The sequence below is a fragment of the uncultured Devosia sp. genome (genome assembly GCF_913055165.1).
GTDB lineage: Bacteria > Pseudomonadota > Alphaproteobacteria > Rhizobiales > Devosiaceae > Devosia.
Genome location: NZ_CAJXJS010000075.1, coordinates 1 through 13843 on the forward strand (window position 1 = coordinate 1; position 13843 = coordinate 13843).

The following is a 13843-nucleotide window of genomic DNA, read 5'->3' on the forward strand; positions in this document are numbered from 1 at the left end:
GCCGGGGACATCGCCTTTACCGAAGTCTATGTCGACACCCCCCTGGAGGTGGCCGAAAGCCGCGACCCAAAGGGCCTCTACGCCAAGGCCCGCCGCGGCGAAATCACCAACTTCACAGGCATCGATTCGCCATTCGAGTCCCCCGAAAACGCCGATGTTGTTCTACACGGTGGTACTGAAACGCCCGAAGAGATGGCAAGTAAGGTTTACGGAATGCTGCGTGACTAGGCCCTATTGACATAAGTCGGCATTCATAGCTTTGCGGCGGTGAGTGCCAGGAAGCCAAGGAATGAAACGGCGGTCTTGTCGTATGGGGTTGCGATGCGCAGGAACTGCTTGAGCTTGTTGAACATGCGCTCGACCCGGTTGCGGTCTTTGTTGGCACGATAATCGCAGGCAATGGACTCTTTGCGGTTGGCCTTGGGCGGGATGACCGGCAGAATCCCCTTAAGTAGCAGGCTGGCGCGGACATCGTCGCTGTCGTAGCCCTTGTCGGCCAGCATCACCCTGGGTTTGGCAAGAGGCAAGGCGATCAGGTCATCGACGGCTTCGTAGTCGGAGGCTTCGCCGCCCGTGAGGACGAAGCCAAGAGGGCGTCCCTAACCGTCTACGAGGGCGTGGATTTTGCTTGTAAAGCCGCCGCGGCTTCGACCAAAACTGACGTGCCCCCGCCAATTCGGACCATTCTGAGCTGGAATTTTCCAGGTATGATCCCTGACCGGGAGATGGAGAGTTCCGATGAAGGCATCGAAGTTTTCTGAGGCGCAGATCGCGTTCGTCCTGAAGCAGGCCGAGGACGGTACAGCAGTGGGTGAGGTCTGCCGCAAGGCGGGGATTTCCGAAGCCACTTTCTACATCTATGGACGGCTCTCCCGGTGCAAGCGATCTGAATCAGTTTTCGGCTGACTTGGGTGCCAACATCTATCCGGCGTCGCCAGGGATGCTGGCGCGCCCAAATGGGTAATCCGCGCGGCGTGAGCCTCAACAACTGGGCGGCTTCCAAGAGCCATTATAAAAGTCAGGTTCCTCACGCGCCGATCCCGTCGGCCGGTACACTTCTCTGATCGTTCACACCTCTCCGGGCGGCGGTCAGACCGCCCGGTATTCAGTTCCCGCTTTCAGCATCGCAAAGATGATGCGGGCATTCTTGTTGGCAACCGCGACGATTGTCTTGGCCGCGCCTCGTCGAGCTTGGAGCTCCCTTATCCAGGTCGCCTGTGTGTCGTTTCGAGCAGTTGAAGTTCGAACCACGGCTCGCGCGCCATGGATAAGCAGAGTCCTTAAATGTCGGTCTCCGCGCTTTGAGATACCGAATATTCGCTGGCGGTTGCCACTGGAGTGCTGGCGGGGCACGAGCCCCATCCATGCAGCCAGGTGCCTACCATTGGTAAAGTCTGAACCGTCCCCCACTGCGGCGATAATCGCTGTTGCCGTTTTTGGACCAACGCCTCTGATTTTCGCGAGACGGCGGCAGGTATCGTTCGATCGAAATACCTTCTCGATTTCCCGATCGAACCAGGAGATACGTTCATCGAGAGTACGAAAAATTGAATAGAGCTGGGCCAGCATTGACCGGAACAGCTCGCTGATCTCAGCTGCATCACCCTCCAGAACTGCGAGAATCTCGCGGCGGGCGCGGGTGATTGACTGGGCAAAGGCGATACCTCGGTCAAGCAACAGACCACGCATCTGTGCCACCAAGGCCGTACGATGATTCACCAACCGCTGCCGACCACGATGGAGCGCCTAGATGTCTTGCTGCTCAAGAGTCTTACCGGGGACAAACCTCATGTCAGGTTGCCTAACCGCGCGGCAGATCGCGGCAGCGTCATTGCGATCATTCTTCTGATGTTGAGCGAACGGCTTAACGTACTGCGGAGCAATGATGCGGACACGATGCCCTGCGGCCTCAAATCGGCGCTGCCAATAAAAAGATCCGGTGCAGGCTTCGATGGCAATGGTGCAAGGCGGGAGCGCCTCGATCTCGACCATCAATCGATCACGCCGCACACGCCGCTGCAGGATCACCTGTCCATCGGCACTTTCTCCGTGCAACTGAAAGATACTCTTTGCCAGGTCGATTCCCAAGAATGTGACTTCCATAACCGGTCTCCTTCCCTTTGCGGTCCCTCAGCGTGATCCGATGAGGGAGAGCCGTCCATCCCATTAACTGGCGCAAGCGTTATGCCGGGCTGATGCCGTCCGAGGTGAAGCGATTGCGTCAGCTCGAGGAAGAGAACGGCAAGCTGAAGCGCCTGGTCGCCGATCTCAGCCTGGACAAAGCCATGCTGCAGGATGTCTTGGCAAAAAAGCTCTGAAGCCTGCCCGCCGGCGCCAGCTTGTCGATGTGGTGAGGGAGACCTGGAAGGTGTCTGTGCGTCGGGCCTGCGAAGCCCTGCGGATTGATCGCTCCCTCTACACCTACAAGTCCAAGCGCGGCGAGCAGGCCGACCTCAAGCTCAGGATCAAAGAGATCTGCGAGACCCGGGTCCGATACGGGTATCGGCGTGTGCATGTCCTCTTGCTTCGGGAAGGGTGGCCAATCAACATGAAGCGAACTCGTAGGCTTTACAACGAGTTGGGACTACAGCTGCGCAACAAGACGCCGAAGCGACGGGTGAAGGCCAAGCTCAGGGAGGACCGAACGGATGCCACCCATTCCAACCAGATCTGGGCGATGGACTTTGTGCACGACCAGTTGGCCACCGGCCGGAAGCTGCGCATCCTGACCATCGTCGATACCCATTCCCGCTACGCGCCGGCCACCGATCCGCGGTTCAGCTACCGTGGTGAAGATGTTGTGCAAACGCTTGAGCGGGTCTGCCAGGAGGTGGGTTATCCGAAGATGATCCGGGTGGACAACGTCCTATGTCAGCAGGCGGAACTGAAGATCGGGCAGCAGGTCTCGGTACGGGAGTTTGCACCCGCTGTCCGGTCATCGTCAATCCAGGCGGCTTCCACCGGCACGGAGGAGTTCTCTGCCATAGCAAACATAGGGTCCACGGATGCGCCGTGGCCCTGACCGTCCTTAAGACGAGATGCAGATCCAGGTGGAAGACCCAAGCATTGTCTACAGGGTCGCGCTTGGCGCCCTCACGGCAGCACGGAGAGGGGTTCCCCCACCTGGCACCGGCCCCTCAAAGAAGGGACGGTAGTCGGAACCGCTTTTGACGACGGCGTGGACGACACGGGCCATCTTGGCGGTAATAGCGGTGAGCGCCTTGCGTCGCAGATCCGGATTGTCCCGATCGCGAGCGATATAACGCTCGAACTTGTCGCGGAAGCCATTCTCCCTCTGGCGGATGGCCACCTGGGCAGCGAGCCACAGCGTGCGGCGCAGCCGGGCATTGCCATATTTGGAAAGCATGGTGCGGCCGCGGAAGGCGCCTGACTGGTGCGTTGACAGATCCAGACCACAGAACTTGAGGAACTGGCGGTGATGGCCGAAGCGGCGGATGTCGCCAGCCTCGGCGATGATGGACAATGCGTCGATCGGGCCAATCCCGGGGATTTTGCGCAGGTGCTGATAATCTGCGCTCTGCGCCAGCATGGCGTCTGCCATCTTCTCGATCATATCGCGTTGTCGGATCAGGCTGCGTGCTTCGGCCAGCACCATGCGGAACATGGTGATCGCTGGCGAATCTAGCGGGATGGGCAGCGCGATGGAGACTCTAGCCGTCTGGTAGATATCGGCCAGGAGCGCGGCCTTGGATACCTTGCGGCCCACCACTTTCCAGGCAGCCTCGATGAACGCCGTCTGGTCCATCGCGGTAATGCTGGCTGGGGTGGGAAACAGCTCTAGGAAACCAAAGAACCAGTCACTGCGGCTGTTTTGGCGGAAGCGCTCGATCTCAGGAAAATAGAGTGGGAGGTAGTGAGTCTGGATCCGGTGCAAAATCTCAGTCTTGGAACGCGAGATCGCTTCATGGGTCTTGGACAGTTCCTGCACGTCATTGATCCCGGCAGCCAGCGGGTCGTGATAGTGCTGGGTGGCGCCGATCCGCAGCATATGCAGGATTACCTGAGCATCCTTGGGATCGTTCTTGTCCCAGCTGTTGTGCAAGGCCTCCCGCGTGCGCGCGGCCGCCATTGATGAGACCAATCGTACATCGAACCCCGCCTGGATCAGCCGCCAGGCGATGGGCCGATGATAGTTTCCAGTAGCCTCAAAACCACAGACAACCGTTTTGCCGGTCTCGGCCAGGAAGCCAATCAGACGATCATGGTCATCGCGAGTGTTGTGGATCGAGAGTTTGCGCCGGCGTACCCGGTCAGGAAACTCAATGAGGACTCCGTTGCGTGCCTTGGCGATATCGATCGCTACCAGCACGGTGCCCAATGGCGTAATCTGCTTGGTGGTCATGGTCGGTCAGTCTCCAAAACGAGGCGTTGAACACCTCCAGTTTAGAGACCTGCTGGCCGACCATGGCCTCGCAAAGCGGCGCGCCTGCGCAACCCTAGCCAGCTTCGCCGCGCCGCTTCCCGATGTGCTATGGCAGCGAGTTCATCTCCCGAGACCTCGATCTGTGGGCCTATCAGAGGGATGTGGTCCTGGACTTCTCCCGGCCCGGCAAACCCACCGACAATGCGTACATCGAGTCGTTCAACGGCAAGTTCCGGGCCGAGTGCCTGAACCAGCACTGGTTCCTTAGCCTTGACGACGCCCGCCAGAAAATGGAGGAATGGCGTCGAGACTACAACGAGGTCCGACCTCACAGCGCCATCGGCAACAAACCACCGATATCGCTCATGAATGCCTACGGCGAATCCGGTCCGCCGTGAGTGCTACCCCCGGGAAATCCCCCAGCCGGGTGGTCCAAAATCGGGTCCCACGTCAGTTGGAGGTCGTCCCGAGCCGGATGGACAGCAGTCCGGCGGCGGGGCGCCGCAGCTGGCCTGACGAGACCAAGGCGCGGATCGTGGAGGAGGCGCTGACCCCGGACGTGAACGTTTCGGCGACGGCACGGCGATACGGGATGTCGCCGTCGCAACTGTTCGGCTGGCGGCGCAAAGCCATTGCCAAGGGCTAGATTGAACGGCGTGAAGTGCCTGGCGACGACGCTGGCACCTCGGGCGGGATTGTCGAGATCGGCATCGAGGGTGCCACTGTCCGGGTTGGGCCCGCGGTCAGTGAAGATCACCTGCGCCGTGTGCTTCGGGTCATCCGGTCCACATGATCCCCTCGGGCGTAAAGGTGTTTTTGGCCAGCCAGCCGGTAGACTTCAGAAAAGGACCCGACGGTCTTGTTGGCCTGGTTCGCGATGCCGGTGCAGATCCGTTCAACGGCTCGCTCTATGTGTTCCGGGCAAAATGGGCGGATCGGATCAAGATTGTGTGGTGGGATGGCACGGGCCTGTGCCTTTACGCCAAGCGGTTGGAGAAGGCCGCGTTCTGCTGGCCGCGAATCGGGCACAGCCGCGTTCAATTAGGCCATGCCCAGCTGCTGGCCCTGGTCGATGGCATGGACTGGAAACGGATGCACGCGGTGCCTGAAACCATCCCGCAATCGGCTGGGTAAAAGCCTGCGGCAGACTGACTCACTGGCGCAAAACCTGAAGCAATCCGGGATGTTTTTGTGCCATCTTACAGGCATGAATCCGGCCGATCCGCAGCAGCTTCCCGATGACGTCGACGCCCTCAAGGCGATGATTGCTGCAGCCCATGCCAATACGGCACACGCTCTGAACGGCTGCGGCACGACCCGCTTGATGATGAGCAGATGGCCTTCGTGTTTGACGAGATCGAGACCGGCATTGGCGAGATCGAGGCCGGCCTAGCCGCACGCGACAAGCAGGCTGCAGCGCCTCGTGCTTCACGTCCCCGCAAGGGCTTTGCCCCGCACTTGGAGCGGATCGAGCAGGTGATCGAGCCAGAGGTGCCGGCCGACTGCGTTGGCCTGGAGGCCGTGCGCATTGGTGAGGATGTCTCCGAGCGCCTCGATGTGACCCCCGCCAAGTTCCGCGTCATCGTCACCCGCCGCCCCAAATACGCCTATCGCCGGGCTGACGGCGAGGACCGCATCGTGCAGGCGCCGGCGCCCGATCACCTGATTGCTGGCGGCATTCCGACCGAGGCGCTGCTGGCTCAGTTGGCGGTCAGCAACTATGCCGATGGCTTGCCGCTCTATCGGCAGGAAGAGATTTACGCCCGGGATGGTGTGGAACTGGATCGCTCGCTGATGGCCCAGTGGATGGGCCGGGTCGGCTTCGAACTCGAGCCGTTAGCCCTGTATGTGCTGCATACGATTCTGCAGGGCGAACGCGTCTTTGCCGACGAGACCCGATTGCCGACCCTGGCTCCGGGTTCGGGCAAAGTGAAAACCGCTTGGCTTTGGGCCTATGCCCGAGACTATCGACCCTTTGGGGGATCAGGACCGCCGATGGTGGCCTATCTGTTCGAGGACTCTCGGTCCGGTGATTGCGTCGCTCGGCATCTGGATGGTTATCGCGGGATCCTGCAGGTCGACGGCTATGCCGCCTATAACCGGCTGGGCAAGGACCGTGGCACCAATGACGCCATGACCCTGGCCGGGTGCTGGTCCCACGCGCGGCGCAAGTTCTTCGACCTGCATGCCAGCGATGGCTCGCCCTTTGCCGGTGCTGTGGTCAAGGCAATGGCGCCACTCTGGGCCATTGAGGAGGATATCCGCGGCCATGGTGCCGACCTGCGTGCCAGTATCCGGGCAGAACGAGCCCGCCCCATTGTCACCGAGCTGTTCAACATGCTGGATCGGGAGCTGCCGCGCCTGTCGGGCAAATCCAAACTGGCCGAGGCCATCCGCTATACCCTGAGCCGCCGCGCCGCCCTCGAGCGCTTCCTCGCCGATGGCCGTATCGAGATCGACTCCAACATCGTCGAACGCGCAATCCGTCCGCAGACCATTACGCGCAAGAATGCGCTCTTTGCCGGCTCCGATGATGGTGGCCGGGCCTGGGCCACAATCGCCACGCTGCTCACCACGGCCAAGATGAACGGCGTCGATCCGCGCGCATGGCTGACCCAGACCCTTCAGCGCATCGCCGGCGGCTGGCCCAACAGCCAGATCGCCGAACTGATGCCCTGGAACTTCAAGCCATAACAGCCTCGGCTACGCGCTTACGGTATACCCCTACGGCGCTTCAAGGGAGATCGGACCTTATCAGGGGGATGAGAGCAGAAATGGTGGCGCAGCTCGGGGGCGCATCTGCGTATTATGACGGTAGTCGGTGGGTCCCTGACCATGGGGTTATCAAAACTGGGACCATTACAATAGGCGCAGCCAGCACGACCGGGACAGACGCACACGGGTTGGGCGCGAATCCGGGCATATCGTCCGTAACAATAACGCCCACCAGTCCACTTGGGACGGCCAGTGAATGGCGGGCTTCCACGAGCACCAACTTCGTGCAAGTTGATCTCGACGCCGCCCCTGGTAGTGGTGTGACATTCTCCACACCGTTCGAAAAGTGAACTAGCGCGTAAGCTATAGTGTTGGCATTGCGCGGTTTCCCTGCGCCGCTTATCATCAGAACCGGAATGAGGGCAGGATGGGTGGTAGCGTGATAGCCGTTGCAGAGGTAAAGCATCTTCCGCAAGGAAGGTGGCGTCTGAAAAAACCGATGATGCTGGTCGCGTTGGCCTTCGTCCTCATAGAGATGGTGTTCTACTATAGCGACACCTTTGCGCTTGGCCAAATCTCATACCGTTATGTTTTCTCAGCCTTTTTTGCGCCGTTTGTTTTCATATATGCATCAACGAACTGGAAGTTGGTTAGCCCTGTACTTCGGATTGCGGCGGCAGGCGGCACCTTGATGCTCATCGCTTTGATCATGAACTGGGCAACGGGGGCAGGGTCGCCGCAGTATATGGCGTCGATATTTGTTCAGCCGCTTGCGGCCTTTGTTATTCTCAGCGTTCTGTTTCGGCATCACCCTCTTGTCCCGATTCTGGCGGCCTTCGCAGTCGCTATGCTATCGGTGATCGTAGGGCTCTTGCAGAGCGCGGGGTTTGACTGGGCCTGGCAACTTCGTGAAATGCAGGAACTGCACCTTCAGCGTGGGCTGCGGGACGCAGGGCGTGTCCCTGGTCTCAGTCAGCAGGCTGTCCGCTACTCCTATACCGTATTGATCGGAGCGGCGATCAGCTTGGCCTTCGCGTTGTATTTCCCTCGTTTCAGGCGATGGGCATACCTTATGTTCGGGCTTTGTCTTTTGGCGACCGTCGCGTCTGGTACTCGGTCGGCTTTGGTCGCAGCAGTCGCGATGGGTGCCGTCTCGCTATGGCTTGCGCGTCCTCGCTCGCGTGGGCTTCTACTGGGTGGTTCATCCGCCTCCGCAGCATTGGTTCTAGCCGTGCTGCCGATCGCGAGTATAGGCTTTGACAGTCGGTTGCTAATGTTTGACGACGCGAGCGCAAGTGCGCGGCCAATTCTATGGGCTGTCGCATTCAATCGTATAATACAGTCCCCACTTGGAATTGGCTCGCAGAATTTTGCTGAAAGCAACAGTGCGGGTGGAATTGAGTTTGCTGAATCTAGTTTGGCGCTCATATCTCTTGAGAGTCATAATTATTTGATAAACATGACTCTATACTATGGCGTTCCAGGTTTGGTTGTTCTCATAGTGTTTCTGTCGATGATATTGCGTAGGGCAGGGAGACTGTTGCGCCATCCTGATCCGAAGATTTCATGCATTGGCCATATATCTATAACGGCTTTTGTCGCTACTCTGGTCAACAGTGTGGCGCATAACACAGGGCCACTGAATGGTGAACCTGGCATGATAGTGGTCTGGGCTTCGCTCGGGGCGGCGCTAATTTACATACATCTCGCCAAGCCGCTCGGAACGGTTCCAGCAGCTTTGCGTAGCCCGATGAGATTAGCGGAAAGCTCCAGGGAATGAAGGCCGAAGCCCTCACCGATTACGATCGGGCCTGGGGCCACTTCGACGGCACCAGCTAGGCTGCTGGATAAGGTCAGAGTGAAGTGAACCCCGTTTCACCGGACAGGCGGCGGTTGGGTTTAGGCACTGAGGCGCAGGAACTCGCGTGGTGAGCGATACTTGAGCCCGGAGTGCGGGTGGACCTCACAGTAATCGTCGATCCATTCGGGCAGCAAGGCCAGGATGGTGTCGGCGTCTGGGAGGATAACGGTTGAGGCGTAATCCCTTTTCAGGGTTTTGACGAAGGCCTCAGACATGCCGTTGCTCTGCGGGCTTCGAACCGGGGTGAAGAGCAGGTCGATTCCCAATGCCGCTGCCACCTGAGCGGTCTGTCTGGCGATATAGGCACTGCCATTGTCCGAGAGCCATTCCAGCCGGTGTGGAACCTTGAGGGTCCCGAAGCGGCGTTCGACAGCCGCGATCATCAGATCACAGACCATCTCGCCGGAGATGCCGGCATTAGCGACGGCCGACCAAGCGACAAACTCCCGGTCACAGGCGTCGATGACGAAGACGATGCGCACCACCTTGTCATTGCGGGCGTGGATCTCCAGATGATCTGAACACCAGCGGATGTTGGAGCGCAGGGCAACGACAACACCGTCGTGGGTGCGGGTGGGCCGCAGGGCAGTATGCTTTTGAAGGGTGAGCCCGTTCTGCTGCATGATCCTGAGGACACGCTTGGTGTTGACGGTGGGCTTACCCTCCTTGCGCCGCTGCCTGTTGAGCAATGCGGTCACACGGCGATAGCCATAGGTGGGGCGCTGGTCGATGATCGGACGCAGTTCGGCAAGAAGAGCCACATCATCGGCCTTCCGATAAGGTCCGCGCGGCTTGGATGGCTTGCTGGCGCGCTCGATCAGGTTGGACCTGGAGACGCCCAGAGTGCGGGCAATGACGCTCATTGGGTATCGTCCTCGGGATTGCTCCACGACAGCAAGGGCGAGGTCCGTTTTTTTGGGCGGGCGAGATCCAGGGCCTCCCTCAAGATCTCGGCTTCCATGGTCTTCTTACCCAGCATGCGCTCGAGGTCACGCACGCGCTTTTCCAGATCGCGGACCTGGGAAGCGCCAACGACATCTTCATCGGCCTGAACGGCTGCGTGGCCGCCCTCAAGCATGCGACGCTTCCAGGCGAAGAGCTGGGAGGGGGAAATGCCGGCGCGTCGTGCCACGTAGGAAACGCTCATGCCCGGCTGCATCGCTTCCTCCACCAACCGAACCTTCTCGGCCACTGACCAGCGCCGTCGGCGCTGCACGGAAGTGATGACTTCGACCCGCCGAAACGGCTCGCCAGAACTCTTGGACATGGTCGTACTCATAGGCGCATGCCTATGCCTTATCGGCTATGCCGACTGTCCGGTCATGTCTGGACGGCCCTCGCGGGGCAAGAGTGTTTTTGGCGATTCGGCTCACTGGTCGGGTGCAGTCATGTCTCCGGCCTTCCGACCCTTGGTCGTTGGCCTTGATGAAGTCCGCGAAAAGGGTCCCTTATCAAAACGACGCACTCGAAGTGCGAGACCGGACACGGAGTGTCCCTTTCCCCGGCCAAACCGGTTCGCCATCACGTCATCCTCACCTCACCCGTTCGTTGACCTGCCTGAGCCTTTAAATTGCCGAAAGCCGAGTACTGAAAGTCGTTCCGTTGTTGAGGATGGCCCACACTATTCGGGCGATCTTGTTCGCTAATCCCACAGTGGCCACCATTGCAGGGCGCCGCTTGCGCAACGAAACTGCCCAGGCTTTCAAGCCCACACCATCCTCCTTGCTAAATCGGAGCATTGCGGAGGCCCGATCACCAGCAGCCGGCGCAGGTAAGGATCACCCTGTTTGGTGATGTGCCCCAACCGCTCTCGGTTTCCACTCGAACTCTGCCGAGGCAGGAGTCCTATCCACGCCGCAAGTTGACGCGCCGACTTAAATTCCTTCACGTCTGTTATCGAGGCAACCAGAGCGCTTGCGATGATCGGGCCGATGCCTGGAATTGTCTCCAGCCTGCGACTAACCTCATTCGCCTTGTGCCAGGCAACTACCTCCTCATCCACTGCCTTAACTCGTTCCTGAAGACTGCGGATCTGCAGAACGATATGGATCAAGGCTAGTCGTGCCGTTGCTGGAAGAGCCTCCGCTTCCTCCTCGACCACCATCATGAGTTTAGTCATGCCCGAAATGCCTTGAGCAGCGATGAAACCGAACTCGGCCAGATGCCCCCGAAGGGCGTTTGAAAGCATGGTTCGCTGGCGGATCAGCAAGTCGCGCGTTCGATGCAGCGCCAACACACCCTGCCGCTCCGTCGACTATACCGCCACAAACCGCATGGTCGGACGGGTCACCGCTTCGCAGATTGCCTCCGCATCTGCGGCATCGTTCTTCTGACGTTTGCCGTAAGGCTTCACGTATGCCGGCGGCATCAGGCGAACTTCGGTAAGCGGTGTGCCGCTCCCACCTTCCGTCCTTTTGTCAGCCATGAGATTTCGTACTGGTTGAAGTTGGTGCGGGAGTTTCTCCATGGATGCTCCATTGGAGCTTCTCACAAATGGCGGGAGGCGGCGTCGCAATCGGCAGTGGCCCGATGAAGAGAAGGCGCGGATTGTCGCCGAGACGTTGCGACCGGGGGCGACCGTTAGTGAAGTTGCGGAGCGGCATGGGCTGAAGGCCAACCATGTCTCCTCTTGGCGAAGCCTCGCGCGGAACGGGAAGCTGGTGCTGGCGGCACCAGAGGATGCGGTGGAGTTTGCGACGCTGATGGTCTCTCCGGTTGATGAGGCAATGGCGGCGGAGCCGGCGGCATCGGCTGGGCCGGAGGTCGTTGTTGGTTCGGTGACCATCCGGCTGGAGCCAGGCGCTTCGGCGGCCCGGATTGCCTCGGTGGTCCACGCGCTGATGGCGGTCTCATGATCTTCCCCTCGAACCGGGTGCGGATCATGGTGGCGACCAAGCCTATTGACTTCCGCAAGGGCCACGACAGCCTGGCGGCGATGGTGAAGAACGAGCTGCACAAGGACCCGTTCACCGGCACGGTCTTTGTGTTCCGCGCCAGGAAGACCGATCGGCTGAAGTTGCTCTACTGGGATGGCACCGGATTGGTGATGGCCTACAAGCGGCTCGAAGAGCATGAGTTCACCTGGCCTGCGGAAAAGGACGGGCTGATGACGTTGAGCCACGCGCAGTTCGAGGCCCTGTTCTCTGGGCTTGACTGGCGGCGGGTTCGGGCGGTGGAGGCGCGGGCTCCAGAAGCCGTGTAATGACTGCGTCAGGATGACTCAGGGCTCGTCTTTTTGCGGGATCGGCGGCGCCTGATCTGGTAGTTCCTGGTCATGCTCGATGCCGCCGAACTCCCCGATGACATTGCTGCCCTGAAGGCGATGCTGATCGCCGCGGCGGTGCGTGATCATCGCAAGGATGAGCGGATCGCCCAACTGGAAAAGCTGGTCGCGGCGTTCAAGCAGGCAGCCTTCGGGCGTCGATCGGAAAAGAGCGACCCGGACCAGTTCGAGTTGGCGCTGGAGGATCTGGAAACGGCAATCGCGGTCGTCCAGGCCGAGGAGGATGCCGAGGATCGACTGGCCCGGCGGCCGGCCAAGCCGCGCAGCGCCAATCGTGGTTCGCTCCCCAAGCACCTGCCGCGGATCGAAGAGATAATCGAGCCCCAAAACCTGGTCTGTGGCTGTGGCGGCGGGCTGCACTGCATTGGCGAGGACGTCTCCGAGCGGCTCGACGTGATCCCGGCCCAGTTCCGGGTCATCGTGACCCGTCGCCCCAAATATGCCTGCCGCTCCTGCACGGACGGCGTGGTGCAGGCGCCGGCACCTGCGCGGTTGATCCCAGGCGGGCTGCCGACGGAGGCCATGGTCGCCCATGTCCTGGTCAGCTAATATGCCGATCATCTTCCCCTGTACCGTCAGGCTCAGATCTACAGCCGGCAGGGTGTTGATCTGGATCGCTCAACGCTCGCCGACTGGGTAGGTCGGGCCGCGTTCGAACTGCGGCCGATCTACAATGCCCTGATGACGGACCTGAAACGGTCATCGAAGCTGTTCATGGACGAAACCCGCGCGCCGGTGCTCGATCCTGGGGCGCGAAAAACCAAGACCGGATACTTCTGGGCTTTGGCCCGCGATGATCGTCCCTGGAATGGCACCGCACCACCCGGTGTGGCCTTCACCTATGCCCCGGGCCGAGGTGGCCTTCATGCCGAACGGATATTGCAGGGCTTTGGCGGCATTCTGCAGGTCGACGGTTATGCTGGCTACAATCGACTGATCGCGCCCGGCCGCGTCGGCCCAGGTATCCAGCTCGCCTATTGTTGGGCCCATGCTCGCCGCAAGCTGGTTGAGATCACACGCGCCGGCACTGCCCCGATTGCAGAAGAGGGTGTGCGGCTCATCGGTGAGCTCTATGCCATCGAAGCCGAGATCCGAGGCCTCGGCCCTGAACAGCGTCTTGCTGCTCGCCAGGAACGATCCGAACCAGCCGTTGCCCGAATAAAGGCATGGCTCGAGCTCCATCGCGCCCGCGTCTCCGCGAAAGGGCCTCTCGGGGAGGCCTTGAGCTACATCGCCAAATACTGGACAGGGCTCACGCTGTTCATGGCCGATGGCCGCATCGAGCTCGACAACAATGCCGTCGAGCGGACCATCCGTCCGATCGCGCTGAACCGGAAGAACGCGCTCTTTGCCGGTCACGACGCCGGCGCTGAAAACTGGGCCGTCATCGCCTCACTGATCGAAACCTGCAAGCTGAACGGCGTCGATCCCTACGCCTGGCTGGCCGCGACACTCCACGCCATCGTCACCGACCACAAGCAGAGCCGCATCAACGATCTGCTGCCGTGGAACTATGCTGCAAAGCTGGGCGATTGACGCTCTTGGCTCTGGCGGCATAATCGGAAACCACCAGCAACGAGGCGCCCTCCATGAACGATCA

At 60.3% G+C, this 13843-nt stretch carries 8 protein-coding genes and 8 pseudogenes; 11 read left to right on the top strand and 5 right to left on the bottom strand.

Going from position 1 to position 13843, the window contains the following annotated elements; translation table 11 throughout:
• The coding region (locus QZ564_RS17175; protein WP_297112625.1) for an adenylyl-sulfate kinase at nucleotides 1-228 on the top strand (228 nt) is incomplete at its 5' end.
• Nucleotides 229-251: 23 nt separating this feature from the next.
• Here QZ564_RS17175 and QZ564_RS17180 read toward each other — a convergent pair.
• Nucleotides 252-584, bottom strand: a pseudogene (locus QZ564_RS17180) (transposase); the annotation flags it as partial.
• Nucleotides 585-738: 154 nt separating this feature from the next.
• Here QZ564_RS17180 and QZ564_RS17185 point away from each other — a divergent pair.
• Nucleotides 739-855, top strand: a pseudogene (locus tag QZ564_RS17185) (transposase); the annotation flags it as partial.
• Nucleotides 856-1089: 234 nt separating this feature from the next.
• Here QZ564_RS17185 and QZ564_RS17190 read toward each other — a convergent pair.
• Nucleotides 1090-2103 (bottom strand): annotated as a pseudogene (locus QZ564_RS17190) (IS110 family transposase).
• 65 nt (nucleotides 2104-2168) lie between these two features.
• Here QZ564_RS17190 and QZ564_RS17195 point away from each other — a divergent pair.
• Nucleotides 2169-2860: pseudogene (locus tag QZ564_RS17195) on the top strand (IS3 family transposase); the annotation flags it as partial.
• 210 nt (nucleotides 2861-3070) lie between these two features.
• On the opposite strand, the gene QZ564_RS17200 reads toward QZ564_RS17195, so the two are convergent.
• The gene (locus QZ564_RS17200; protein WP_297112627.1) at nucleotides 3071-4363 is read right to left on the bottom strand and encodes an IS110 family transposase; all 1293 of its coding nucleotides are present in this window, start codon (nucleotides 4361-4363) and stop codon (nucleotides 3071-3073) included.
• Nucleotides 4364-4494: 131 nt separating this feature from the next.
• On the opposite strand from QZ564_RS17200, the pseudogene QZ564_RS17205 reads away from it, so the two are divergent.
• The 5 genes and pseudogenes from QZ564_RS17205 to QZ564_RS17225 all read left to right on the top strand — a co-directional run.
• Nucleotides 4495-4782: pseudogene (locus tag QZ564_RS17205) on the top strand (integrase core domain-containing protein); the annotation flags it as partial.
• 77 nt (nucleotides 4783-4859) lie between these two features.
• Nucleotides 4860-5030, top strand: a complete 171-nt coding sequence (locus tag QZ564_RS17210) for a transposase (protein WP_297112631.1) — start codon at nucleotides 4860-4862, stop codon at nucleotides 5028-5030.
• Between the two features lie 143 nt (nucleotides 5031-5173).
• The gene (gene tnpB, locus QZ564_RS17215; protein ID WP_297112634.1) at nucleotides 5174-5518 is read left to right on the top strand and encodes an IS66 family insertion sequence element accessory protein TnpB; all 345 of its coding nucleotides are present in this window, start codon (nucleotides 5174-5176) and stop codon (nucleotides 5516-5518) included.
• Between the two features lie 127 nt (nucleotides 5519-5645).
• Nucleotides 5646-7078, top strand: a pseudogene (locus QZ564_RS17220) (IS66 family transposase).
• Between the two features lie 448 nt (nucleotides 7079-7526).
• Nucleotides 7527-8879 (top strand): O-antigen ligase family protein, encoded by a 1353-nt coding sequence (locus QZ564_RS17225; protein ID WP_297112638.1) that lies wholly within the window; start codon nucleotides 7527-7529, stop codon nucleotides 8877-8879.
• A 119-nt stretch (nucleotides 8880-8998) separates the two neighbouring features.
• Here QZ564_RS17225 and QZ564_RS17230 read toward each other — a convergent pair.
• Together QZ564_RS17230 and QZ564_RS17235 are read right to left on the bottom strand one after the other, a co-directional pair.
• A protein-coding gene (locus QZ564_RS17230) for an IS3 family transposase (RefSeq protein WP_297112641.1) occupies nucleotides 8999-10227 on the bottom strand; the annotation gives its coding sequence in 2 pieces (ribosomal slippage) (nucleotides 8999-9879 and nucleotides 9879-10227; 1230 coding nt in all).
• A 298-nt stretch (nucleotides 10228-10525) separates the two neighbouring features.
• Nucleotides 10526-11340, bottom strand: a pseudogene (locus QZ564_RS17235) (IS110 family transposase); the annotation flags it as partial.
• Between the two features lie 85 nt (nucleotides 11341-11425).
• Here QZ564_RS17235 and QZ564_RS17240 point away from each other — a divergent pair.
• The 3 genes and pseudogenes from QZ564_RS17240 to QZ564_RS17250 all read left to right on the top strand — a co-directional run bounded on the left by QZ564_RS17240 (nucleotide 11426) and on the right by QZ564_RS17250 (nucleotide 13779).
• A complete protein-coding gene (locus QZ564_RS17240) occupies nucleotides 11426-11815 on the top strand; it encodes a transposase (protein WP_297112644.1) in 390 nt (129 codons plus the stop codon).
• Nucleotides 11812-12162, top strand: a complete 351-nt coding sequence (tnpB, locus tag QZ564_RS17245) for an IS66 family insertion sequence element accessory protein TnpB (protein ID WP_297112647.1) — start codon at nucleotides 11812-11814, stop codon at nucleotides 12160-12162. The genes QZ564_RS17240 and tnpB (QZ564_RS17245) overlap by 4 nt, the downstream gene beginning before the upstream one ends.
• Nucleotides 12163-12234: 72 nt before the next feature.
• Nucleotides 12235-13779 (top strand): annotated as a pseudogene (locus QZ564_RS17250) (IS66 family transposase).
• Nucleotides 13780-13843: the final 64 nt, after the last annotated feature.